General features: G+C 59.4%; 34 protein-coding genes and 1 tRNA gene. 18 read left to right on the top strand and 17 right to left on the bottom strand.

Annotation, left to right across the window (positions count from 1 at the left end):
* Positions 1–63: 63 nt before the first annotated feature.
* On the top strand, positions 64–1185 hold the full coding sequence (locus ACT54B_RS07865; protein WP_476044095.1) for an acyltransferase family protein: 1122 nt from the start codon (positions 64–66) through the stop codon (positions 1183–1185).
* A 56-nt stretch (positions 1186–1241) separates the two neighbouring features.
* On the opposite strand, the gene ACT54B_RS07860 is transcribed toward ACT54B_RS07865, so the two are convergent.
* Positions 1242–1544, bottom strand: a complete 303-nt coding sequence (locus tag ACT54B_RS07860; protein WP_476044094.1) for a hypothetical protein — start codon at positions 1542–1544, stop codon at positions 1242–1244.
* 92 nt (positions 1545–1636) lie between these two features.
* Between ACT54B_RS07860 and ACT54B_RS07855 the strand changes: the two genes are divergently transcribed.
* A complete protein-coding gene (locus ACT54B_RS07855) occupies positions 1637–1846 on the top strand; it encodes a hypothetical protein (protein WP_476044093.1) in 210 nt (69 codons plus the stop codon).
* Between the two features lie 40 nt (positions 1847–1886).
* Here ACT54B_RS07855 and ACT54B_RS07850 read toward each other — a convergent pair whose 3' ends face one another.
* The 11 genes from ACT54B_RS07850 to ACT54B_RS07800 form a co-directional block, all read right to left on the bottom strand.
* Positions 1887–2384: a helix-turn-helix transcriptional regulator gene (locus ACT54B_RS07850; protein WP_476044092.1), complete on the bottom strand. Its 498-nt coding sequence runs from the start codon at positions 2382–2384 to the stop codon at positions 1887–1889.
* 40 nt (positions 2385–2424) lie between these two features.
* Positions 2425–2814 carry a hypothetical protein gene (locus ACT54B_RS07845; protein WP_476044091.1) on the bottom strand — a complete coding sequence of 130 codons (390 nt, stop codon included), beginning with the start codon at positions 2812–2814 and terminating at the stop codon, positions 2425–2427.
* The gene (locus tag ACT54B_RS07840) at positions 2798–3742 is read right to left on the bottom strand and encodes a YdaU family protein (protein ID WP_476044090.1); all 945 of its coding nucleotides are present in this window, start codon (positions 3740–3742) and stop codon (positions 2798–2800) included. Before ACT54B_RS07840 ends, ACT54B_RS07845 begins: the two co-directional genes overlap by 17 nt.
* Positions 3742–4071, bottom strand: a complete 330-nt coding sequence (locus ACT54B_RS07835; RefSeq protein WP_476044089.1) for a hypothetical protein — start codon at positions 4069–4071, stop codon at positions 3742–3744. The genes ACT54B_RS07840 and ACT54B_RS07835 overlap by 1 nt, the downstream gene beginning before the upstream one ends.
* Positions 4064–4555, bottom strand: a complete 492-nt coding sequence (locus tag ACT54B_RS07830; protein WP_476044088.1) for a DNA N-6-adenine-methyltransferase — start codon at positions 4553–4555, stop codon at positions 4064–4066. Before ACT54B_RS07830 ends, ACT54B_RS07835 begins: the two co-directional genes overlap by 8 nt.
* Positions 4552–5073, bottom strand: coding sequence for a hypothetical protein (locus ACT54B_RS07825; protein WP_476044087.1), 522 nt, complete (start codon positions 5071–5073; stop codon positions 4552–4554). Before ACT54B_RS07825 ends, ACT54B_RS07830 begins: the two co-directional genes overlap by 4 nt.
* Positions 5073–5573, bottom strand: a complete 501-nt coding sequence (locus tag ACT54B_RS07820) for a GcrA family cell cycle regulator (RefSeq protein ID WP_476044086.1) — start codon at positions 5571–5573, stop codon at positions 5073–5075. The genes ACT54B_RS07825 and ACT54B_RS07820 overlap by 1 nt, the downstream gene beginning before the upstream one ends.
* A complete protein-coding gene (locus ACT54B_RS07815; RefSeq protein ID WP_476044085.1) occupies positions 5570–5872 on the bottom strand; it encodes a PDDEXK family nuclease in 303 nt (100 codons plus the stop codon). Before ACT54B_RS07815 ends, ACT54B_RS07820 begins: the two co-directional genes overlap by 4 nt.
* Positions 5873–5946: 74 nt before the next feature.
* Positions 5947–6180 carry a DUF2312 domain-containing protein gene (locus ACT54B_RS07810; protein WP_476044803.1) on the bottom strand — a complete coding sequence of 78 codons (234 nt, stop codon included), beginning with the start codon at positions 6178–6180 and terminating at the stop codon, positions 5947–5949.
* Between the two features lie 264 nt (positions 6181–6444).
* Positions 6445–6756 (bottom strand): hypothetical protein, encoded by a 312-nt coding sequence (locus ACT54B_RS07805; RefSeq protein ID WP_476044084.1) that lies wholly within the window; start codon positions 6754–6756, stop codon positions 6445–6447.
* Positions 6757–6890: 134 nt separating this feature from the next.
* Positions 6891–7109 (bottom strand): hypothetical protein, encoded by a 219-nt coding sequence (locus ACT54B_RS07800; RefSeq protein WP_476044083.1) that lies wholly within the window; start codon positions 7107–7109, stop codon positions 6891–6893.
* Positions 7110–7442: 333 nt separating this feature from the next.
* Here ACT54B_RS07800 and ACT54B_RS07795 point away from each other — a divergent pair, with 333 nt between their 5' ends.
* Positions 7443–8141: a LexA family protein gene (locus tag ACT54B_RS07795; RefSeq protein WP_476044082.1), complete on the top strand. Its 699-nt coding sequence runs from the start codon at positions 7443–7445 to the stop codon at positions 8139–8141.
* Here the strand turns inward: ACT54B_RS07795 and ACT54B_RS07790 are convergent.
* From ACT54B_RS07790 to ACT54B_RS07780, 3 genes are all read right to left on the bottom strand, one after another.
* On the bottom strand, positions 8138–8434 hold the full coding sequence (locus ACT54B_RS07790) for a hypothetical protein (protein WP_476044081.1): 297 nt from the start codon (positions 8432–8434) through the stop codon (positions 8138–8140). The two genes, ACT54B_RS07795 and ACT54B_RS07790, sit on opposite strands and share 4 nt — an antisense overlap.
* Complete coding sequence (locus ACT54B_RS07785) at positions 8421–8660, bottom strand: hypothetical protein (protein ID WP_476044080.1); 240 nt, start codon at positions 8658–8660, stop codon at positions 8421–8423. Before ACT54B_RS07785 ends, ACT54B_RS07790 begins: the two co-directional genes overlap by 14 nt.
* A gap of 183 nt (positions 8661–8843) precedes the next feature.
* On the bottom strand, positions 8844–9041 hold the full coding sequence (locus tag ACT54B_RS07780) for a hypothetical protein (protein ID WP_476044079.1): 198 nt from the start codon (positions 9039–9041) through the stop codon (positions 8844–8846).
* 351 nt (positions 9042–9392) lie between these two features.
* On the opposite strand from ACT54B_RS07780, the gene ACT54B_RS07775 reads away from it, so the two are divergent.
* The 14 genes from ACT54B_RS07775 to ACT54B_RS07710 all read left to right on the top strand — a co-directional run bounded on the left by ACT54B_RS07775 (position 9393) and on the right by ACT54B_RS07710 (position 17645).
* On the top strand, positions 9393–9737 hold the full coding sequence (locus ACT54B_RS07775; protein WP_476044078.1) for a hypothetical protein: 345 nt from the start codon (positions 9393–9395) through the stop codon (positions 9735–9737).
* Between the two features lie 42 nt (positions 9738–9779).
* Positions 9780–9998: a hypothetical protein gene (locus ACT54B_RS07770; protein ID WP_476044077.1), complete on the top strand. Its 219-nt coding sequence runs from the start codon at positions 9780–9782 to the stop codon at positions 9996–9998.
* Positions 9995–10408, top strand: coding sequence for a hypothetical protein (locus ACT54B_RS07765; RefSeq protein ID WP_476044076.1), 414 nt, complete (start codon positions 9995–9997; stop codon positions 10406–10408). The genes ACT54B_RS07770 and ACT54B_RS07765 overlap by 4 nt, the downstream gene beginning before the upstream one ends.
* Complete coding sequence (locus ACT54B_RS07760) at positions 10405–10803, top strand: zinc-finger-containing protein (RefSeq protein ID WP_476044075.1); 399 nt, start codon at positions 10405–10407, stop codon at positions 10801–10803. Before ACT54B_RS07765 ends, ACT54B_RS07760 begins: the two co-directional genes overlap by 4 nt.
* Positions 10800–11006 (top strand): hypothetical protein, encoded by a 207-nt coding sequence (locus ACT54B_RS07755; RefSeq protein WP_476044074.1) that lies wholly within the window; start codon positions 10800–10802, stop codon positions 11004–11006. The genes ACT54B_RS07760 and ACT54B_RS07755 overlap by 4 nt, the downstream gene beginning before the upstream one ends.
* Complete coding sequence (locus tag ACT54B_RS07750) at positions 10999–12018, top strand: PD-(D/E)XK nuclease family protein (RefSeq protein ID WP_476044073.1); 1020 nt, start codon at positions 10999–11001, stop codon at positions 12016–12018. The genes ACT54B_RS07755 and ACT54B_RS07750 overlap by 8 nt, the downstream gene beginning before the upstream one ends.
* On the top strand, positions 12018–13247 hold the full coding sequence (locus ACT54B_RS07745; protein WP_476044072.1) for a hypothetical protein: 1230 nt from the start codon (positions 12018–12020) through the stop codon (positions 13245–13247). Before ACT54B_RS07750 ends, ACT54B_RS07745 begins: the two co-directional genes overlap by 1 nt.
* Before the next feature lie 8 nt (positions 13248–13255).
* Positions 13256–14410, top strand: a complete 1155-nt coding sequence (locus tag ACT54B_RS07740) for an AAA family ATPase (protein WP_476044071.1) — start codon at positions 13256–13258, stop codon at positions 14408–14410.
* Positions 14403–15008 (top strand): hypothetical protein, encoded by a 606-nt coding sequence (locus ACT54B_RS07735; RefSeq protein ID WP_476044070.1) that lies wholly within the window; start codon positions 14403–14405, stop codon positions 15006–15008. Before ACT54B_RS07740 ends, ACT54B_RS07735 begins: the two co-directional genes overlap by 8 nt.
* Positions 15008–15298 (top strand): hypothetical protein, encoded by a 291-nt coding sequence (locus ACT54B_RS07730; RefSeq protein WP_476044069.1) that lies wholly within the window; start codon positions 15008–15010, stop codon positions 15296–15298. The genes ACT54B_RS07735 and ACT54B_RS07730 overlap by 1 nt, the downstream gene beginning before the upstream one ends.
* Positions 15298–15525: a hypothetical protein gene (locus tag ACT54B_RS07725; protein ID WP_476044068.1), complete on the top strand. Its 228-nt coding sequence runs from the start codon at positions 15298–15300 to the stop codon at positions 15523–15525. The genes ACT54B_RS07730 and ACT54B_RS07725 overlap by 1 nt, the downstream gene beginning before the upstream one ends.
* Positions 15522–15950, top strand: a complete 429-nt coding sequence (locus tag ACT54B_RS07720) for a hypothetical protein (protein WP_476044067.1) — start codon at positions 15522–15524, stop codon at positions 15948–15950. Before ACT54B_RS07725 ends, ACT54B_RS07720 begins: the two co-directional genes overlap by 4 nt.
* A complete protein-coding gene (locus ACT54B_RS07715; protein WP_476044066.1) occupies positions 15947–16150 on the top strand; it encodes a DUF551 domain-containing protein in 204 nt (67 codons plus the stop codon). The genes ACT54B_RS07720 and ACT54B_RS07715 overlap by 4 nt, the downstream gene beginning before the upstream one ends.
* A 223-nt stretch (positions 16151–16373) precedes the next feature.
* Positions 16374–17645, top strand: coding sequence for a site-specific integrase (locus ACT54B_RS07710; protein WP_476044065.1), 1272 nt, complete (start codon positions 16374–16376; stop codon positions 17643–17645).
* Between the two features lie 64 nt (positions 17646–17709).
* Here the strand turns inward: ACT54B_RS07710 and ACT54B_RS07705 are convergent.
* Together ACT54B_RS07705 and ACT54B_RS07700 are read right to left on the bottom strand one after the other, a co-directional pair.
* Positions 17710–17786, bottom strand: a tRNA-Arg gene (locus ACT54B_RS07705).
* Positions 17787–17924: 138 nt separating this feature from the next.
* The gene (locus ACT54B_RS07700; protein WP_476044064.1) at positions 17925–19382 is read right to left on the bottom strand and encodes a sensor histidine kinase; all 1458 of its coding nucleotides are present in this window, start codon (positions 19380–19382) and stop codon (positions 17925–17927) included.
* A gap of 300 nt (positions 19383–19682) precedes the next feature.
* Between ACT54B_RS07700 and rpmH the strand changes: the two genes are divergently transcribed.
* On the top strand, positions 19683–19817 hold the full coding sequence (gene rpmH, locus ACT54B_RS07695) for a 50S ribosomal protein L34 (protein ID WP_183365061.1): 135 nt from the start codon (positions 19683–19685) through the stop codon (positions 19815–19817).
* Positions 19818–19823 lie beyond the last annotated feature (6 nt).

The following is a 19823-nucleotide window of genomic DNA, read 5'->3' as shown; positions in this document are numbered from 1 at the left end:
TTGAGTATGTCGCTCAAATATGCAAGCACGATCTCGCAGTATTAAACTGGGGAGTTCTTCGCCTTGACGTTGATTGCAGAAGCTAGCGTGGGCGCCAGCGCGCGTATCCAGCAGCCTAAGTCAGTGGGCCACAGCAGAGTCTGGAACCTCGATATTTTTCGAGGGATCTGTGCCTTCACCGTGTTCCTCTATCACATCATGGCTCATGTCCGTTACTCAGCTTTCATGCGGCCCGGGAACTTCGATTATGCCACATTCGAGTTTATGTGGCCGATAATGCAGCAACTAAGCACATATGCCGTGATAGGGTTCTTTGTGCTTTCTGGTTTTGTTATAACCCTTTACGTGCAAAAGCTTTCTTCGGAGAATGGAAGCGCAATCACGTTTTTATATTACAGATTTTTGCGCATTTCCTTGGTATGCGCTCCGGCTGTCTTGGTCAGCGTCATTCTTGCCTACAATTACCAGACCACGCACCCAGGATCACCTTGGCCTCGATACTATAACTACGATCTTGGATTGATATTCGCCAGCATGACTGGATTTGCGCGTGAATGGAACTGGCCAGGTTGGACGCTTGTCATAGAATGGAATTTCTACTTTATCGTCGCGTTCATTGTGGCGCTCTGCAGACCCACTCTGGTCAATCTGCTCACTGCCGCCGCATGCGCCCTATTCCTGTACACAAATCCCGCTGTCCTGGAAAATCAGAGCCTTACTTTATCCTTCTTCCTCGGCTCGTTCCTGACGACGGTGAGAACGCAAGCAGCAGGGAAAGCCCTCCCTCTTGCAGCATTTGGCATTCTGATTATCGGCTGGCTACTCACGAAACCAGATCTGACAGTTGGTTACAACAACGCGCTGATCAAGATCATCCCTGTGTCGTTGCTGGTTCTCTCTTTTGCAGTTCTCCCGCAACGATCCGGACCGCTGATGTCAGCTCTTCACTTCCTCGGGAAAATATCATTCTCGCTGTATCTATGGCACTGGCCCGTAATACTGTTTGGGAATTACTATATTTTCAACGAAGGATCTGCGATTAATTATCGACACGTTTTGGTTATGATAACGGTATACCCCGTTGCGGTTATAATTATATCTTACATTTCTTGGTTATTGTTCGAAAAAGACTATAAGCTGAAGTGGCTCACCACGCTTGTTCGCAGAGTTGCAAGACACGGTTGAGGGGATAGCCGCCGAAATTCAAGACTGCCTCCATCACGACGGCTAACCTGCTCAGATCACCATCGGCGGGAACTGACCCCGCACCCTTTTGTCAGGACCCGCCCCTTTTGGCGAAGGCAGATCATGGCTTCCGGTCCGTATTGCTCAAGATAGCTCTCGTATGCCCGCTTGGCCGCTATCCCGTTGTTCGCGCCGCCTAGCGTTTCGGTCGCCTTGCCTTGGGAATCAACGATTTCGATCATGAAGGTGAAGGGGTCATCAAAGACCGGATATCTTGAGCGCATGGCGAATCCTCGTGTGCTTGTTCTCATTTCGTTCGCCGCATGCCCGTATATGATCTGGTGGATATCGCCGGTCAAGGCCTGTGAATCACTGTGGAACGGAAAGATTATTTTCACTCGGCCAAAAACTCGGCATATCAGTAGTGTCGGCTGCAAAGGAGGCAGCGGACATGGCACTTAAACCTATCGCCTTTGACGACTTCGACCACCTCGAAATTGATGATGAAACAGGACAGTTGTTCTGGCACGGCAGAGCCGTTGTGACGAGCAACAAACTACGCCTGGAAATCTATCAGATCTGGCTCGCAACGCTTGTTACTTTGGGCACCGTTGCATCAGGAATTCACCCGTTCGGCCGGTCTTTCGGCTGGTGGCAATGACCAGAAAAATCCCGCGGTCGGCTAGCCGACCGCGGGATGTCTAACTGTCAACCTTGCTTCCGCTTTTCCTTCTCGGACGCCTCGGCAGCTCGACCAGCACCACCCCGACCTTTAGCCCGCCCAGCCACAGCGGGAACACCTCTGGCCCCATGCCACGCCCCTGTGGCCGGCCGAAATTCTCAAGCTTCGAGACATAGCCCTCCTGCATTCCGGATCGGGCGTCGAGCTCCATGCTGCTGATCCCGATTTCAGACCGGCGCTTGATCATGGCATCCACGAAATCCTGATAGTCGTTGATCACCCCGGAGACAGGCTTCAGGCCGTGGAGGCGCGAGGGCATGTCGGGATCCTCGCCGCCGCGCTCGGCTTCCCACCTGGCTAAGGCCAGCTCGCTGAAGTACCGGCGCTTTCGGATGACAACGGACGGCGGAAACGTCGCGTCCTTCATCCAGACATACAGCGTCGAGCGGGCAATGCCGAACCGCTCGCAGACATCCGAGATATCGAGATATTTTTCGTTGCGCTGGGTGATCGCCATCTGTCTAAACCTGTCTATACCTGTCCAGAGTTGTCCGATTTCACCACTCGACATCCGCCGAAGCAGGGGCTTGGTTTGCCGATCCCTTCGGCCCGTAAACCGCTGACAGGATGGCCCGATAGGTCCCGCCTGCTGGCACCTCCCGGCGACGGGCATAGAATTCCGCGTCGCTGCTGACCGTGAACAACAAGGCCCGCTCCTCTGCGGCCATCAGAGCCCGAGCCTCGGCAACGCGCTGGTCTACCAGCTTCACCGGCACTGCCACCGGCCTGCTGTCTTCGATCTGCAAGCGCTCCTCGGCAAGCGATATCTGCCGCTTCACGTTCTCGGCATGATCGCGAACAGCCGCGCCCAGCTCCGGAGCAGTCGGGCACCACTTGCGGAACTCCGGGAAGTTTCCAGAAATGATCGCCTCAATCGTCAGCTTCAAGGATTGGTAGGGCAGGCCTTGGCAAGCGATGATGTAACCGTCCATCTTGGATGCCGGGCTCCCGGTCTTCAGCTCGAGAGCGCTGAAAAGCTTGTTCAGCTCCATGGCCAGCTCCGTGCTGGTAATCGGCCTCAATCGTGCGTCCATCTTCGCGTTCCCTTATTCGATCCAGCAACAGCCCCGTGAAATCCGACATTGCGACCCTGCCCTGGCTGTCACGGTGCAGCCCATCGGGACCGGGTGCGGCGGCCGGCGGGCCGCGAGATGGCAGGCGCTGCCCAGCATTTCGAACCCAGTTGCGCCACGTGGCTTCCCAGTCGAGTTTCGTGGCGTCTCTGCCGCCCTTGGACAGCCAGTAGTCCTTGAACTTTTCCGCCTCGGTGCGGATGATTTGCTCGGGAAGACCCTGATCGAGCGCCCAGCGTCCCCATGCCGCCGGGAGAACCCAGTCGTCTGCCAATCGAGAAGCGCGCTTTTTTTTGGAAGAACCGTCAGGTTCTTCTTTTTCATATCTGGTATCTGGCTTCTGGTTAGCATTGCCTTCGGATTGCGCTTGCAATGCGTCCGCATAAGTATCTGCATTGTTTTTATTATGTTTTCCCTGCCAGCGCGCGTTTGCTGCGCGAGAACCTACCTCTGACTTTTCCGAGAGGTAGACTTGCTCTTTTTCGACCCGATCATTCCACAGACCCGCTGGCGTGCGGATGATTTTCCCGTCATCGAGAAGTGCATCGAGAGCGTTTTTGAAAGTGGAATTTGACGCACCGCACAGGCGCGCGAGGCGCGGAAGATCTTCAACGATAGGAGCGCCGCGCTCGTACATGGTGGCGATCAGGGTGATGTAGATTCCGGTCTCGACCGCGCTCATTCCGCGCGTGCCGCCGAGCCAGTCAGAAGGGAAAAAACGGACCCATGGCATCTTGCTCATCAATCCACCTCCACTTCACGCGGGCGGCGCTTCGGCTTCATCGGATTTGCGCGCATGACGGTGATCACATGGCCGTCCTTGACCACATAGGTGATGCGGTCCTGCCTGATCCTGCAGTTGGCAAAACCTGCCTTCATGACTGCCAGGACAGAAGGATTCAGGATTTCCCGCTGTATCGCATGTAGGGAAGCCCCCGCGCGCTGGCACACGCGCAGAACCTTGACGCTCTCGGAAATGGTGTCATCGCCGCCGACCCATTCCTGAACCGGCAAGCGCATGACTCTTTCCATGTAGCGGAGAATGGCATGGCTGGAGATGCGTTCATGCATTGGCCATCCTCCGCATGCACAGTCCCAAACCGCTGCGCTCGGCAGACAACAATGCCTGCACTCCCACCTCTCCGCAGGCTGCCAGAACAGTGCCGCTTGATGGGGAACCGCCAACGCTCATATCGGGGCGGATAAACTTCACTTTGCCAGCAATGAAGAGAAGCGCGTCGGCCCGAGCTGCCAATCCCTGCCACCATGGCGCTGAAGTGCGATCTGGAACTAGAGCGATACCGTTTCCATGGTCGAGAAATTTATTCAGCCATGGAACTAGCCCGTTTCTCCCGCCGAACGGCGGATTCATCCAGACAAAGCCAGTCCAATCTCTGTTTAGCGACGAGGAAAAGATATAGCTTTCACATGGTACGTGCAGCGGCCCTTCTACCGGCGCAGCAACGTCTAAGTCGAAGCGGCATCCCAAAGCTTGGAAAATATAGCCGGGAGTGTACCATTCATCGCACTTGCCCAAAGACTCCCAGTAGCTCATGCCGCCACCTCCCGCCCCACAAAACGCGGGCCGCCGGTATGCTGCGCGTGAAATCTGTACCACGCACAGCTCTCCTTCCCGGTCATCTTCGTACCGGGGATCCACTTGAGGCGGCCGACAGAAACGATATGGCTGCACTGATCCATGAACGGGGCTGACTGCTTCGTGTGTGCCCACTCAGCGTCAAACAAAAGCCATGTCGGCGCCATCGCCTGGAAGCGCAGGATCATCTGGTGCAGGATCGGCCGATCCCAAGGGACATTGCTTATGATCGCGTCAAAGCTGGCGTCCTGATCGAATGGATAGACCAGGGCATCATAGCCATAGGCGATATCGCCCTCATAGACGCATTCGAGCCCAGCCTCCTGCAGCTGGCCGACCAGATACCCTGCGCCCGCACACGGCTCGGCAAAGGTCTTGATGCCGCGCAGATGCGGCACCAGCTTTCGGACAGCATTCGGATCGATCGTCTGATAGGCATCACGCGCGATGCGTGGGAAATCGCTTCGGCGGCCCATCAGAAGAACACCTTCGAGAGCTTCATCACGTTGCGCTCGGAAACGGTTCCGCGTCCCCGCGCAGCCCGCTTGTGATATTCGCAGTAGGAAGAGCCTTCAGTCTGACGATGACCACAGAACAGCGTCAGTTCTTTCTCGCCATCGACCGGCCAGCGGCAGGCACACCGTTCCAGCTCGACAAGCGTTAGATTGAGCGGTTCCGGCTTCAGGACATCAGCCACCACCGGTTCGCATGTGATGGGATGAGAGCCGATCTTGACTGGCTTCGGTTTAAGCCGTGGCAATCGGGCGACCTTCACAGCCTTCGGCGGCCGGCCGGCGGTCGCGGGGTTCGGCCGACGCTCGATACTGTCATCCCGGTTTCGAAGGCGTGCGATCTTCCCGATCACCGCATTGCGCGACACGCCGCCCAGCTGCTCGGCAATCACCGTGGCGCTATTACCGGCAGCCCACATTTCCCGCAGCTTGGCGGTGTTCTCATCTGTCCAGACAATGTTCATTCGAAAACCTCAACAGACCAGCCGCCGCCATCCTTCTTCGGGAGCGGTCGAGCGGCGATGAAACGGAAGGGGTAAAGATCGGCGGCAACCTTGATTTTCACGCGCGCGTCGTCTTGCCAGAAGCCTTTGACTTCGTGCATTTCGAGCTGCCCATTGGACTGCATCACGGCAAAATCAGGGGTGTAGAAAGTGTTGTCTGCGAGGCGCAGCTTGACGCCTTCGAACTTGAACCAGAGGACATCCCCGGAGGAAACCAGCTGTTCGAGCGAGGCCTTGTAGGCGGCTTCGGTCTTGTTCATTTCTCCGGTCTTCAAACGGCCCAGAGCAAGGCGACCGGAACTCGCCTTGCTGTTCTGCCGGCCCCCGCCGAACATCATTCCATTCCGAGCGCAGACATGTAGGTCTGGAGGATGGTTTCTTCCTCCATGCACTCGTTCGCATCCTTCTTGCGAAGCTTCACGATGGCGCGCATGGCTTTCACGTCATAGCCCCGGCCCTTCGCCTCGCTGTAGACGTTGGAGATATCTTCGCTGATCGCGGCCTTTTCTTCTTCCAGCCGCTCAACGCGCTCGATGAACTGACGCAGCTCGGCGGCGGCTACGTTCATGACTGCGGCCTCCCCGGTCTCGTCTTCAGAAAACGCTTCGACCTGTCCGGATCGGCGGCTTGCGGATATTCCGGCTGCATTCTGGGTTACGGCGCGCGCGGCGCTGACGGGTACGCTGTCCATTTCCTGTTCCTTCCTTGAGAGGTTACTGGTTCGATTGCCGGCGAGCCCCGAGAACCCAGAGCGCGGCGTTTTTGGCTTGAACGGATCGGGCATGGAGCCACGAGGAAATCCGCAGAAGAAAATCGGCAACGACGTTGCGCATCACTTCATCTCCTGCTTCAGGGTGTCGAGCTGCTGGCGGTGCCATTCGAGCCGCTGCTCAAGCTCCGCGATCTGCACACCCCGCTCGAACTCCCGCCACCAGCGTGTGCCGGAGCCCTGCATGATCGACTGCAGAACGACGAAACCGGCATCGGACCGGAGCAGGTTCACAACAGCGTCGGCGCCGGGCTCCGTTCGACCTTCGAGCCACAGCTTGGCGGCCCGCTCAGAAATTTCGGCTCGACTGGCAAGATTGGTGGCTGTCTTGGACGGCCACAACGTGCGCGCGACGCCGCAAATGGCTTCAACCACGGGAATCCGGGTTCCCCTCTTTGGGAATCCAGAGTCCGAAAAAAGAGGCAATGATGTTCCCATCGACAAGCCTTCCAGGAGAAACAGAAATGGATGCTCAATCAGTCGCAGCGGCCAACGCCGCCGTGATCTTCTCAATCGGGATGGCGCTTTCCCCACGCGGCACGCATCGCGCCCGTGAATTTCTTGAACAGGTCGCCAACGAACTGCTGACCCTTGCCCCCACCCTGCCGGGCGATGCTGGTGAAGCTACGAGGAGCACCGCCGAGCTGCTGATTGCCGCGGAGTTTCGGTGAGGTGGCTTCCAGCCGGCGGCGCATGGTTTCGATGAAGGGCGAAAAATCGGACATCATGCGACCTCCTCTGGGGGGACAATGATCGGGGCGAAGTCCATAGGCCCCACATCAATGTCACGCTCCTTGGCCGCTGCGAGGATCGCCGGGATATGCCAGTGGGGCACGATCCCGCCTGTGCCTCCTTTATGCCGCGGCATTCTCCACCGCATGACGGTGTGGACAGACACATTCACGACCTCAGCCAGCGGCTTTAGCCCGTTGAATTTCGTGATGATGGTGTTCGCAGGTTCGCATCTCATAGCGGCAATGTACGATAAACATACAATTTGGGCAAGCGCTATGTACGATAATCTTAACTGCAATTCACATGGGCATGTGCGAAAATCGAACATGCGCGACGACACGACCAAAATGTATCTGGATTGGATACGGGATAACCTCAAGAAGCCTGGCAAAACCCAGACGGGGATTGCCGCGGCGCTTGGAATTGCACATCCGCAGATTACAAAATTGCTGAAAGGCGAGCGCCGGCTAAAGGTGAACGAGCTGCCACTCATTGCAGCCTATTTGGAAGCCGATCTGCCTGAAACTGAAGTCACCTTGTCGAAGCAGCGCATGGTTCCAGTCCGCAAGGCTGGGACGGTGGAGGCCGGCTCTTTCCGCGAAGTTGACGAGTTCGACCAGTCGGAACCGGAGGAGGTATATGCGGCCGAGGACCGCAGGTTTCCAAACGCGCGCCAGATATTTTTCGAAGTCTCGGGCGATTCCATGAATGATCTGAAGCCGCGCCCCATCTTTCCTGGGGATCGCTGCTTCTGTGTAGCGTTCGAGGATATCGCCCATGAAGTGGAGTTGAAGCACGGCATGGTCGTCGTAGTGCAGCGCACGCGCGACGGCGGGCACTACAGGGAATGGTCGATCAAGCAGGTGGAGCTCTTCAAGGATCGAGTAGAGTTTCATCCGCGTTCAACCAATCCCAAGCACAAACCCATTGTGGTCAAACGTGATTCCGACGCTGATAACGGCACCACGGTGGAAGTTATCGCGCTGGTCCGGCGTGTGGACAACGTGATGCCCGAGCTTTTCTAAGCTCGCCCGACAGTACCTGCGAACGCCCTGCATGCTTCAGCGATCTCCACCATGGTCCAGTTAGACGGGCGATTGCACATGTGGCTAAGGCCATCATCTCCGAGATAGCTCATTATCGGCAGCACCGCGAAATCGCTCCTATCGGTGACGGGCGCGAACGGCGTTAGCCTGAACATGAACTGCGGGAAACACCGCTTCAGATAGGCCAAAAACAGCTCCTTGCAATGGGTTAGCTCGGCAACGCGCTCGACCGGCGGGACAACAATGAACTCCATCACGTCAGAATTGCGCATGGGAATCCCCCTCTGTGATCCTAAAAATTCGCCCGACCGTGCAGGAACAGTGTCGACAGTGATAACGCAGGCCGTTTAGCGCCGCGTCCTCCGCCAGCTCCTCGATATCCGAGGGAGCAAAATCAACCTGTGGGATGTCGAGAGCCAGAACGCTTTCACGCATGCAGTTGTCGCAGCGCAAATGAAGAGCGAACCGAGCTTTGTATTCCAACGCGGCAAGACCCATATTTGTTCTCCTTTCGTTCTCATGAAAGCAGAATGGAAATCCTGAGTCGAATCGATTCTTGCATTCCCCCCAAAAATGGTACTCGGCATAATGATGTATGATTTACGTACATTTGCGCTTGACGATAATGTACGATTAGCATACATTCCTCTCATCGCTTGAGAGGAAGCTCCGATGCACCGATCACATGATTTCGACTCCGCCCGGCAACACGAAGACGCTTATAATGGTGGCAGCCAGAATAGCGGTCCCCAGTGCGAGCATCTTGATATCCCAACCGCGGCCGGTCACAGGTTTGGCATCAGCCAGACAGAGCAGGCCAAACACGGGCCCGAACATGGATATGGCCACAAGAGCCACTTCCCCCAGCATTGTCATCACTACGAGGTCCTCCCGAGCTCCAAGCAGTATGCTCACCGCTCGGCCAGCATAAACCAAAGGGTTGCAGAGTATACCCTGATTTCTGCCATCTTGTGGTTGTCGATCGTCGCGCTGATTGGGGTAAACGGCTATTACGGGATGGCCCGCGTCGAGACCGCTTACCAGCTGGAGCGCGTATAATGCTGCTCCTCTCCCTCATCCTTTTTGCGCCCGTCGCCCTGCTGATCGCTGATGCCATGCACAGCCGGCGCCGGAAGCGCTTCTGAGATCTGCCGCACCCCAGGCAGATAAGCAGCGGGCCGTACCGTCCCCTCCCAAACGGCCCGCTGCATTCCAATCACGGAGATCACGATGTTCGACAGCTACACATTCCAGTTCGAATACGAGCCGCGGTGCAGCGAAATGCTGATCGAGGGCACAGCCGAGCTGACGGATGCAGGCGCGACCAGTGATCACGCATTCACGGTTTCTGTGGAAGCGATCACGCTCCGGGCAGAAGGCGACACCCGCTTTGCACCGGCCGAGGAGCGGGCCTTTCAGCATGCCGTGAAGCAATACGTCCGCTCTCGCATCCTTACCGACCGGGCAGCGGAAGCCGAATGGGCCGACCACCTCGAGCGTCAAGGATGGCGCCCACCGGACCCGAACCGGGAGCACCGGACAGACAACCACGCACTGGCCGGCATCGCCGGGTAGCGCGCCAGAAACCTACAATTCGAAACCTTGGAGTTTGAACCGATGGTTCCAGCTATCGCCCTCGCCGTGCATCCGGCAAACAAGAATCCCGACCATGAAGCCGTCGCCCAGGTCCATATTGGCCGCAGCACTGGCGTCGTCTTCCGCCTCGAAAGCGGCTATGTCCCCGCTTTTCAGGGGATGACCTGCCCCGGCTACCTGAAGACCGAGCAGAACGCCATCAACTGGATCGAGGCATATGCCGAGCAGGTGGCGGCATGAGCGCCCCCGCAATGATCCAAAAAAACTGCGCAGCCTGCGCCGCTTTGATCACCGTCCGTCTTGCTGATCACAAGCGAGGCTGGGGCCGGTTCTGCGACAAGGCTTGTGCTGCTGCCTTCAAGTGCGGCCAGAGACCGCGCGACGTGAATGCCGGTCATGCGAAGTCCAGCGCATGGGCCAAGGACGCTTACGAGGCTCGGGTTGCCAACCATGGAGGCGAACGGCCCCCGGTAGCGCCGTCCGTCAAGGAGCAACTTGGCCAGCGCGTCAAGGTTCGCCCGATCCATCATTCCCCGTCAACCTGCCGGGAGTGCGGGAAACCGGTCAACGGAAGCCGCCTATGCTTCGAGTGCGAAGCGGATGACGAAGCCATCAATTCGATGGAAGCCGGATGGGATGGGCACAAATGACCCGCAAAATCAATCTCTATTGCTGCGACTGTCAGATGGACGTGAGAGCCCGCCTAACGGATGGCACGGAAGTCTATCCGCACCGCCGCGATCTCGCGAGCCTGCCATTCTGGAAGTGCGACACCTGCGGGAACACCGTCGGCTGCCATCACAAGACCAGCAACCGGACCAAGCCCCTCGGCTGCATTCCGACGGCTGAACTGAAGGCAGCCCGCCAAGACATCCACAAGATCATTGATCCGCTCTGGAAGTCGGGCCGGGTAGGACGCCGCGAGCTGTACGGGATGATCGGTCATCTCGTCGGTCGCGATGAATACCACACCGCCGAGCTGCGCAGCGTGGATGAAGCCAGGGAGGTTCTTCGCGTAGCGCGAGAACTTGAGGCGACACTATGACCGCGCCCCTCCCCACACAGACAATGACCGCCTTCCGCGTCCACTTTGTCGACGGCGAGGCCATGCGGATCGTCGCCGCCACCCCCGCAGATGCCCGGAAGCTGGCCGAGAGCCGCAGACCGGGACTGCTGATCACCAAAATCAAGCTCATCAAGGGCGAGGTCGATGTGACCGAAAACAGCGAGGTGTTGGCTGATGGCTGAGCTTATCCACTCCGAGACCGTCACCGTGCCCGGCCTCTACCGTATGAGCGAGGCCGCTTATCACGCCGATCCGTGCCCCCTGCCAAGCCTCAGCCGGTCTGTTGCCTTCGAGCTGCTGACCAAGAGCGCCCGGCATGCGAAGGCCGCGCACCCGCGCCTCACCAAGCAGCAAGAGAAGGAAGACACCAACAGCCGGACCCGCGATATCGGCAGCGCAGCTCATGCGCTGCTGCTCGGCCAGCCCACGGAGATCGTGCGGCTCGAGTTCAAGGACTTCAAGAAGAAGGCCGCCCAGGCAGAGCGCGAAGAGGTGCAGGAGCGCGGCGGTATCCCGCTGCTGGCTGCTGACCACGACAAGGCGCTGGCCATGGTCGAGTTTGCTCGGGACGTTCTCAGCGCCGAGGATCATCCGGCCATTCAGGCGGTCGTGAAGCGTGACAGCAGCGTGACAGCCTACAACGAGGTGACCGGCGCGTGGATCGATCCGTGCGGCGATAACTGGGCCCGCTTCCGTGCCGACCGTCTGCACATCGAGCCCGGCCTGATCACCTGCATCGACTACAAGACCACGGAGCTGGACGCCGCGCCCGAAGCCGTCGCCAAGGCGATCTTCAACAACGGCTATCATTTTCAGGACGGCTTCTATCGCCGTGGCCTGCGCCGGCTGTTCCCCGAGATCGACCAGCACCAGGACAAGCTGGACTTCATCTTCATCGTGCAGGAGCAGACCGCGCCGTTCGAGCTGACCGTGGCCCGCATCGATGCCGCCGGCCGCATCATTGGCGAGAAGATGGTGAGCGACGCCTTCAAGCTGTGGCGCAAGCACATGGCAGAGAACCTTTGGCCCGGCTACCCGCGCGGCATCACCACGGCCGAACTCCCGCCGTACATCGAGACCCGTTGGATGGCGAAGGAGATCGAGGATCCGCGCCTGCAGAACCTCGGGCACGATCCCGTCATCCCTTACGAAACGCACCCCTACCGCCCGAAACAGATTGTGGAGCCCGTGTGATGGACCAGCAGACCAACTCTATCGCCGTCCTGGTGGACGCGAATCCCACTCTTGTCCTGATCGATGAGAAAAAGTTCGAGGACTTCTACGAACACGTGAAGGCCGAGGCCGGTTCAATGAAGATCGATCTGTCCACGGAGAAGGGTCGCAAGGCCATTGCTTCCATGGCCCACAAGATCGCCCGCACCAAGACCGCCATCGATGATGCGGGCAAGAAGCTGAATGAGGAAGCCCGGGCCAAGATCAACGCTGTGGACGAGGCCCGCCGCAAGATCCGCGACCGGTTCGACGCGCTGAAGGAAGAGGTTCGCCGCCCGCTGACCGGTTGGGAACAGGAAGAGGAGCGCCGAGAAGCCCGCGTGGAAGAGACCCGTTATGCACTTAAGCTGATGGTCAAGGATCTGATTGCCGAACAAGCCAGCAGCGAGCAGATCGCGTCACATCTCCAGAACATGGACCGCGTTGAATATTCGGCAGAAGCCTACGGCCAAGACGCCGCAGCTCTAAAGACGCTTCACGATGAAGTCCGGGGTAATGTCGCCGAGCTGCTGGAGAAGGTGAAGAAGGACGAGGCCGACCGTGCCGAGCTCGAACGCCTTCGCCGTCAGCAGGCCGAACGTGAGGCCGAGGAGGCGCAGCGCCGCGAGGCTGCGGCAAGAGAAGAAAGCCGCCGTGATTATGCCCGACGCATGATTGAGCACATCAAGCAATGCGGTCTGGGTCTGATCGACGGCCAGACTTACCCGTATCCGATCCTCTTCCGGGAATTGCAGGAAAAGGTTGTGATCGATGAAAGCTTTGGCGATCTCGCAGGAGAAGCCGAACAGGCACGGCAGAACGCGCTCGCGACCCTCCTGGCCGGGATGGAAGCTGATCGCAAGGCCGAGCAGGAGCGCATCGAGCGCGAGGCGCGCGAACGGGCGGACGCAGAAGCCAAGGCGAAGATTGAGGCGGCAGAGCGCGCCGCACGGGAAGCCGAGGCCGAGGCTAACCGCAAGATTGAGGCCGAGCGCCGTGCCCGTGAGCAGGAGAAGGCCGAGCAGGAGCGCAGAGAAGCCGAGACACGGGCGGCCGAAGCTGCTCGGCAGGCCGACCGGACGCACAGGGCGTCCGTTATGGGCGCGGCGAAAGCCGCCATCATCGAGCTGGGCGTGGACGAACCGAAGGCCAAGGAAATCGTCTTGGCCATCGCCGCCGGCAATATCCCCAACATCAGCATCCAGTTTTGAGAGACGACATGACCCAGAACAAATTCACCGATGGCGTCCGCGACGACACGTCCCTTATCATCGGCATCGCCGGGGCTTCCGGCTCTGGCAAGACCGTCTCCGCGATGCTGCTGGCTGTCGGGCTGGCCGGTGACGAGCCCATTGCCTTCATCGACACCGAAGGTGGCCGAGCCCGGCACTATTTCCCCACACCTTCAGACACCCGCCCCCAGTCCGAGCTGATCAAGGAATTTCTGTTCCGGGTGAAGTACATGGACATGCGCCCGCCCTTCAGCCCCCGCGCGATCTGGGACGCGATCAACGAAGCGATCGACAAAGTGGGCGCCAAGGTGGTTGTCATCGATTCCGCCTCAGATGAATGGGAAGGCGTCGGCGGCCTGCACGACATGCACACGGCCGAAATGGCCCGCCTTGCCAAGAAGCCCTATGACAGCCTGGCCGATTGGGAGCTGCACAAGTTCAACTTTCCGGCTTGGGCCGTTCCCAAGGCAGAGCACAAGTCCCACCTGATGAAGAACCTTCGGCAGGTTCGCGCCCATGTCATCTTCTGCTTCCGCGCCCGCGAGATCACCAAGCCCGTGGAGATCGAAGACGACAAGGGCCGGAAGCGCACGACCGTGCAGAACATCGGATGGCAGCCGATCTGCGAGCAGAACATGCTCTATGACCTGACGATTTCCTTCATGGTCACGCCGGATCAGAAGGGCGTTCCTCTCATGCAGGGCAACCAGTTCTACGGCAAGCTCAACCCGCCCTACTCGCAGTTCTTCGCCCCCGGCCGTCAGGTGTCCGTCGAGACCGGCCAACGTCTCCGCGCCTGGGCGAAGGGCGAGCCCACCAACAAGCCTGCTGCCACTTCAAGCCGGCAGGCCACCGCGGAGTCCGGCTCCTCCTCCCAAGCACCGGACTCCGCCCCGATTACCGAGAAGCAAGTTGAGAAGCTGCTCGCCTACCATGTCGAGCTGTCCAAGCACGAGGACCGTGACGCGCTGATGGCCGCCCACGCAGAAGCGAAAGCCAGCGTCGAGGATGTCCCCGACATCGCCAAGCGCATCCTCATTGCCCACAACGAGCGCATCAAGGGCAACGCTGAAGCCGACACCACCAACACCTTCGTGACCGGGATCATCGAAGAAGCAGCAGGAGAGCCGATCAATGGCTGACGTGACGAAGGAAATGATCGAGGCGGCATGCCGCGACCGATACAGCGCGACATGGGACAAATGGCAGCCTGAGAGCCGGGATGCCGAGCGTGAGAAGGTGCGGTCCATGCTTTCCGCCGCCCTTTCCGCAGCCCCGCAGGCGGTTCCGGTGCAGATCAAGCCGCTTAAGTGGGTCAAGTGCGTCAAGCCTGAGGGATGCTGGGTCGCCGTCTCAGTAACAGGCGATTACATCATCAGGACTACAGCCGATGGCCAATTCAGACTATCCATGCCGGAGATGTCTGGCTGGACATTATTCCAAGAATTTGAGGCCGCCGAAGCCGCCGCACAGGCCGGCTACAAGACCCGCGTCCTATCGACCATCCAGCCCGCGCAGGTGGAGCCGGTGGGTGTGCCGGATGGGGCCGAGGATAATTTCGCTCGACAGATTTGGGGCTACTTCAACGGTGACAGCGCAGGAAGCATGGCTTCCATGAAGTGGTTCGACAACAACAAGATGCTGGCAGGCCCCGCCTACATCCGCGAGATCGTGCGGTCTGCCATGCTCGCCGCATCCCCCACCCCGCCCGCCGACGCCGCCCTGAAAGGGGGTGAGTGATGGCAAGACGATTTTACGGCACCGCAGCAGCAATCCTTGTCGCGGCTTTTGCTGGTTACGACGCGGTGCGCCGCGACCGAGTGAAAACGGAACCATACGCACCACCAACGCCAAACGACGCGATGCATATCGCCAAGGCGGAAGAAAAGCGCCGTCGCCGTGCAGAAAAGCGGATACGGCAAATCCTCAACCAGTGCGAAGGATCAGACGACCCGGAAGAACGCTGCCCGCGTCATCCTGACGACTGCGTTTGCTGGAAGCTGTGGGAAGTCCTGAAAGGGGGTGAGTGATGCAGGAACGCGCGGATTTTATGGTGCCATTCATCCTCATAACGCTGTGCGTGGCAATCGTTCTAGCTGCATACGAGATCGGTAGAGAAATCGAGCGCGAGGCAACCCGCGCAGCCGCCGAAGAAACCCGCGTCTACGTCAACGACAGCATGAAGAAAGCGGGCTTCTGTCTGTGGATCAACCAATCGCGCATTGTCGAAGAGTGCCAGCAGGAGGCCCGCCCATGACTGACCGGTTCAAGGAGAAAGCAGAGAACCTGCTGCGCTCGATGAGCCCCTTTTGGTTCGAACGGCAAGACGCGCTCGCCACCGCCCTCTCCGAGATGCACGAGGCAGGGAGGCGGGAAGAGCGGGAGGCAGCAAATAGCGCGGTAGCGGAGCGATTGGTACAGGGCTGGGATGCCGGGGAAATAGGCGCGGCAATCGTTGGAAAACACTTGCGCTTAAAGCGGGAAGCCGAAGAAGCGGCCATCCGCAGCCAGTACCGCGAAGCCGTCGATAGCATCAATCGAGCGACCGACGCTGATATCGCCGCTGCGGTAGCTGAGAAAGAGCGCCGAGACGGCCAGATGACAGCCGCCGATATCCGTAAGCGTAAGGTCGAAGAGCGGGAATTTCACGACGCCATCCGCAGCCGGGAGGTGAAACCATGACCCAGTGGCAACCGATATCGACGGCGCCGAGGGACGGCACCACCATCTTGCTATTCGCTCCTGGATGGGCCTCCCCGTCCACGGGCTGGACCTTCTTCAGCGACGAATGGCAGGACTGCCCGTCCAGTCACAGTGGGGATGAAGCTTACGTCCCCACCCACTGGATGCCGCTGCCCAAGCCACCGGAGGTGAAGCCGTGAGCCGCCTCTTCCTCACCGACGCCGAAGTGGCAAAGCGAATGGGGATCGAGACCGAGGCATTCAAGGCGCTTGCGACCACCCTTGAGCGCGAAGGATTCCCGCTACCGGACCCCCTATTCCAGAAACGCCGGTACTGGCCGGCCTGTCAGGCTTTCCTAGACAGGCGATACGGACTCATCCCATCGTCATTGCAGAGCGTTCCCGCTCTAGATGGAGAAGAAAAATGGAACTGACTGCACCAGGAATGAAAATGCGAAGGAGGGCGGGTGGCCCGCCTGTCTATTATTGGGTGGCGTCCACCATATCGCGGAAGGCCTCGGACTACCCGCTGAAGACCGTCCGCCTTCACGGCACCCGCGAGGAAATGGCCGCGAAGTGCAACCTTCTGACCGCCGAGCTGCGGCAATGGCTCTCGAACAAGGGCAAGGAAGGATACGCGGAATATGACGGCACGCTGTTGTCCCTGATCAGGCTTTACCAGCACACGCCAGAAAGCCCGTACCATGAGGTGAAGGCAAACACGCGGGCCATGTATGACGAAAGCCTTCGCCTGCTGGAGAAGACCGTCGGCACGCGCCGCTTGGACAAGCTGACCGGCATCGATTTCAAACGCTGGTACGCCAACCTCAAGGAGCCGGCCAAGGATACGCCGAAACAGGCGTTGGCCCGGGCAGAGGCAAGAGCCATGGGTGTGACCATGCCGCCCAACCCAGAACGCCAGCGGCGGGCATACAAGGCAATGCAGCTGCTGCGGATCCTCGTCAAGTTCGGCGTGGTGATGAACATCACCGAATGCTTTCGGCTCGCCACGGTCTTGTCGACCATGGAATTCTCGGCGCCAAAGTCTCGCGACAAGGCTTTGAATTTCGAGCAGGCGAAGGCGATTTGCGAACGCGCGATCAAGAAGGGCAAGCTATCGATCGCACTCGCCCAGGCGCTCCAGTTCGAGCTGACACTTCGGCAAATCGACGTGATCGGGCTGTGGGTCAAATCGGATGCTGTACGCAACGGCGGCATCACCGACCGCGGCCAGCGCTGGCAGGACGGGCTTCAGTGGTCGCACCTCAGCGCCACCGGCATTCTGACGAAGGTGACCAGCAAAACCGGCAAGGTGGCCGAGCATGATACCAACGCCTATCCGTATCTCCGGAAAATCATCGATCTGGTTCCGGCGGATCAGAGAATCGGCCCGATGATTGTGTGCGAAACGACCGGGCTTCCTTATCGCTACCGACATTTCCGTGATGTGTGGCGTGAGCTGGCGGACGAGGTCGGCGTGCCGGCGGACGTGTGGAACCGCGATAGCCGCGCCGGGGGCGTTACCGAAGGCTCGGACGCAGGCGCAGACATCGAGCATCTGCGCCACCACGCGAACCACGAGAACATCCAGACCACGACTCGATATGACCGGAAGACACTGGAGAAAACGAGAAAGGTTGCGGAATTGCGAGTGGCCCACCGCGAGGGCAAGAACAAGCCGAAAACAGCGCTGTAGGAACACCGTATGAACGCTGTAGGAATGCGCTTGCTTGGATTGTCGGCTAAGTCATTGAAAGGAATGGCGCACCCGAAGAGATTCGAACTCCTGACCCCCAGATTCGTAGTCTGGTGCTCTATCCAGCTGAGCTACGGGTGCGTGCCGTGCGGCGGAACCGCTGACGTGGCGATCCTCTAAAACGTCCGCCTTTCGAATGCAAGACACTTTCTTCAAAAAAGTGTCTTTTTGGCAGGACAATTTTCCAATCCGTCGGGATTATTATTTCAATACATATACTTACGGATTTGCGCCGGAAACATGGGGGCGGTGGGGAATGAAGAGGCGGAAGCGGGTGCCCTTTTCCGGTTTCGGCACGAGGGCAATCGTTCCTCCATGGGCGAGCACCAGATCGCGAGCGATGGCAAGGCCAAGGCCGGTGCCTCCGCTGCGGGCAGCGCCCTTGAAGGCGCGAAACAGGTTCTCCCTTGCCTTTTCCGGCATGCCCGGGCCCGTGTCATCCACCAGAAGGGTAACGCCACCGGCCTCTCCGGTGGCCGTCAGCGTGATGCATCCGGCCCCCTCCTCCGAGGTGAGGATGGCCTGAAGGGCATTTCGGCACAGATTATGCAGAACGCGGAACAACTGTTCGCCATCCGCATCGATCATGAGACCTGATTCGACCTTGTCGGCGAAACAGACCGGCCCTTCGGGCTCCAGACCCAGATGATCCCGCACTTCCAGAACGAGCGGCAGCAGCTCGAAACGGGTGCGGCGCGGGACGGCATCGGCCATCTGCCCATAGGCGAGAACCTCGCTCGTGTAACCCACGGCCCGGTCGAGCGTGCGCACGAGCTTCGGGGCGAAGGTTTTCACCATGGGATCATCGATGTCGGCCAGGCGGTCGGAGAGCAGTTGTGCCGTCGCCAGGATGTTGCGCATGTCATGATTGATCTTGGAGACCGCCAGCCCCAGCTCGGCCAGCGTTTTCTGCTGCGAAAGCGTCTGCTGCAGTTCGAGCTGCATGGCGTTCAGGTGGCGTCCTGCCAGACCCAGTTCGTCATCGCCCTCCTCCGGCGGCAGGACCGCGTCGGGATTGGCGGGCTCGCGGGCGAAGTGCTGCATGTTCAGCGTGAGGCGGCGAATGCGGCGGATCATCAGCCGGTCGATCGCGAAGAAGATCAGCGTGGAGGTAATCAGGGATATGAGGATGGACAGCAGAACCACGTTGCGGGAATAGACCAGCATGGCATCCCGCAAGGCCGTTTCGTCCAGAACCATGTCGATGATCATGTGGCTGTTGCCGACCGGGCCATAGGCCCGGATCAGCCGGTCGCCGCCGAAGAAAAGCGTGCGCAAGGCCTCGCCCATGGCCGCCACCGGGGCGGTCTCGGAAAGATCGAAGACGCCGGCGATGGGCTGGTCTATGGGGGTGGCCGCCAGAAGCTGGGATTGCCCCTGCCGACGAAGGGCGATGGCCCTCGCGCCCGCAGCCATCAGCGTTTCGTTGCGGGCAATGTCCGGCAGGTCCGCCGGCTGGAGGGCATCGATCACGATCCCTGCGGCAGCGGCGGCGCTCAGACGGTCATTCAGCCATCGCAGCCGCATGGTGGAGACCGAGGGCACGAAGATCAGGACTTCGGCGAGAAGCACGAAGAGAACCGTCAGACCCAGGAGCTTTGCCGAAAGGCTGCGAAACGGACGGGGGCCGGGGCGAATATCGATCCGCGATGCGCCTGCCGCCTGCAACTCCGTCATGCCACCTCCATGCGTCGACCGGGTACGGCTTTGGATGGACAGATCTGGCCAGCGAACCCCTCAAACGGACGGTAGCGCCACCAGCGCTTGCAGGCAAGACGGGGCAGCCCCGCGAAACCCGTGGTTTTCACGCCGGAAAGGGCGGCGCCGATTGACTTTTGCCCAAGGCTCCCTTATGAGCCCGGCCACGTCAAGTTCGGCGGTCCAGAACCGCCAGACAGGCTTGATGAAAATCCGAAACGCTCCTTGTTCCCTCGGGAACAGATCAAAGAAGGGCCGCACTCCGCGGTAATCAAATAAATGAAGCGTACTTACCAACCCTCCAAGCTTGTTCGCAAGCGTCGTCACGGCTTCCGCGCCCGCATGGCAACGAAGGGGGGCCGTCTGGTTCTCTCCGCTCGCCGCGCTCGTGGCCGCAAGCGTCTTTCGGCCTAAGGCCGG

This window comes from Gellertiella sp. DMC107, assembly GCF_056313605.1.
The sequence above is the reverse complement of the archived record's forward strand: the minus strand, read 5'-3'. Positions and strand labels throughout refer to the sequence as shown.

Bases quoted from the DNA above. Each gene is read 5' to 3' on its own strand.
- ACT54B_RS07700 (WP_476044064.1), bottom strand. From the start codon at position 19,382: ATGACGGAGTTGCAGGCGGCAGGCGCATCGCGGATCGATATTCGCCCC.
- ACT54B_RS07825 (WP_476044087.1), bottom strand. From the start codon at position 5,073: ATGGGCCGCCGAAGCGATTTCCCACGCATCGCGCGTGATGCCTATCAG.
- rpmH (WP_183365061.1), top strand. From the start codon at position 19,683: ATGAAGCGTACTTACCAACCCTCCAAGCTTGTTCGCAAGCGTCGTCAC.
- ACT54B_RS07810 (WP_476044803.1), bottom strand. From the start codon at position 6,180: ATGAACGTAGCCGCCGCCGAGCTGCGTCAGTTCATCGAGCGCGTTGAG.
- ACT54B_RS07755 (WP_476044074.1), top strand. From the start codon at position 10,800: ATGACCGCGCCCCTCCCCACACAGACAATGACCGCCTTCCGCGTCCAC.
- ACT54B_RS07820 (WP_476044086.1), bottom strand. From the start codon at position 5,573: ATGAACATTGTCTGGACAGATGAGAACACCGCCAAGCTGCGGGAAATG.
- ACT54B_RS07725 (WP_476044068.1), top strand. From the start codon at position 15,298: ATGCAGGAACGCGCGGATTTTATGGTGCCATTCATCCTCATAACGCTG.
- ACT54B_RS07770 (WP_476044077.1), top strand. From the start codon at position 9,780: ATGGTTCCAGCTATCGCCCTCGCCGTGCATCCGGCAAACAAGAATCCC.
- ACT54B_RS07730 (WP_476044069.1), top strand. From the start codon at position 15,008: ATGGCAAGACGATTTTACGGCACCGCAGCAGCAATCCTTGTCGCGGCT.
- ACT54B_RS07835 (WP_476044089.1), bottom strand. From the start codon at position 4,071: ATGCATGAACGCATCTCCAGCCATGCCATTCTCCGCTACATGGAAAGA.
- ACT54B_RS07800 (WP_476044083.1), bottom strand. From the start codon at position 7,109: ATGATGTCCGATTTTTCGCCCTTCATCGAAACCATGCGCCGCCGGCTG.
- ACT54B_RS07830 (WP_476044088.1), bottom strand. From the start codon at position 4,555: ATGAGCTACTGGGAGTCTTTGGGCAAGTGCGATGAATGGTACACTCCC.
- ACT54B_RS07790 (WP_476044081.1), bottom strand. From the start codon at position 8,434: ATGCGCAATTCTGACGTGATGGAGTTCATTGTTGTCCCGCCGGTCGAG.
- ACT54B_RS07775 (WP_476044078.1), top strand. From the start codon at position 9,393: ATGTTCGACAGCTACACATTCCAGTTCGAATACGAGCCGCGGTGCAGC.
- ACT54B_RS07765 (WP_476044076.1), top strand. From the start codon at position 9,995: ATGAGCGCCCCCGCAATGATCCAAAAAAACTGCGCAGCCTGCGCCGCT.
- ACT54B_RS07745 (WP_476044072.1), top strand. From the start codon at position 12,018: ATGGACCAGCAGACCAACTCTATCGCCGTCCTGGTGGACGCGAATCCC.
- ACT54B_RS07815 (WP_476044085.1), bottom strand. From the start codon at position 5,872: ATGAACAAGACCGAAGCCGCCTACAAGGCCTCGCTCGAACAGCTGGTT.
- ACT54B_RS07850 (WP_476044092.1), bottom strand. From the start codon at position 2,384: ATGGCGATCACCCAGCGCAACGAAAAATATCTCGATATCTCGGATGTC.
- ACT54B_RS07785 (WP_476044080.1), bottom strand. From the start codon at position 8,660: ATGGGTCTTGCCGCGTTGGAATACAAAGCTCGGTTCGCTCTTCATTTG.
- ACT54B_RS07715 (WP_476044066.1), top strand. From the start codon at position 15,947: ATGACCCAGTGGCAACCGATATCGACGGCGCCGAGGGACGGCACCACC.
- ACT54B_RS07720 (WP_476044067.1), top strand. From the start codon at position 15,522: ATGACTGACCGGTTCAAGGAGAAAGCAGAGAACCTGCTGCGCTCGATG.
- ACT54B_RS07840 (WP_476044090.1), bottom strand. From the start codon at position 3,742: ATGAGCAAGATGCCATGGGTCCGTTTTTTCCCTTCTGACTGGCTCGGC.
- ACT54B_RS07795 (WP_476044082.1), top strand. From the start codon at position 7,443: ATGCGCGACGACACGACCAAAATGTATCTGGATTGGATACGGGATAAC.
- ACT54B_RS07710 (WP_476044065.1), top strand. From the start codon at position 16,374: ATGGAACTGACTGCACCAGGAATGAAAATGCGAAGGAGGGCGGGTGGC.
- ACT54B_RS07740 (WP_476044071.1), top strand. From the start codon at position 13,256: ATGACCCAGAACAAATTCACCGATGGCGTCCGCGACGACACGTCCCTT.
- ACT54B_RS07855 (WP_476044093.1), top strand. From the start codon at position 1,637: ATGGCACTTAAACCTATCGCCTTTGACGACTTCGACCACCTCGAAATT.
- ACT54B_RS07735 (WP_476044070.1), top strand. From the start codon at position 14,403: ATGGCTGACGTGACGAAGGAAATGATCGAGGCGGCATGCCGCGACCGA.
- ACT54B_RS07760 (WP_476044075.1), top strand. From the start codon at position 10,405: ATGACCCGCAAAATCAATCTCTATTGCTGCGACTGTCAGATGGACGTG.
- ACT54B_RS07750 (WP_476044073.1), top strand. From the start codon at position 10,999: ATGGCTGAGCTTATCCACTCCGAGACCGTCACCGTGCCCGGCCTCTAC.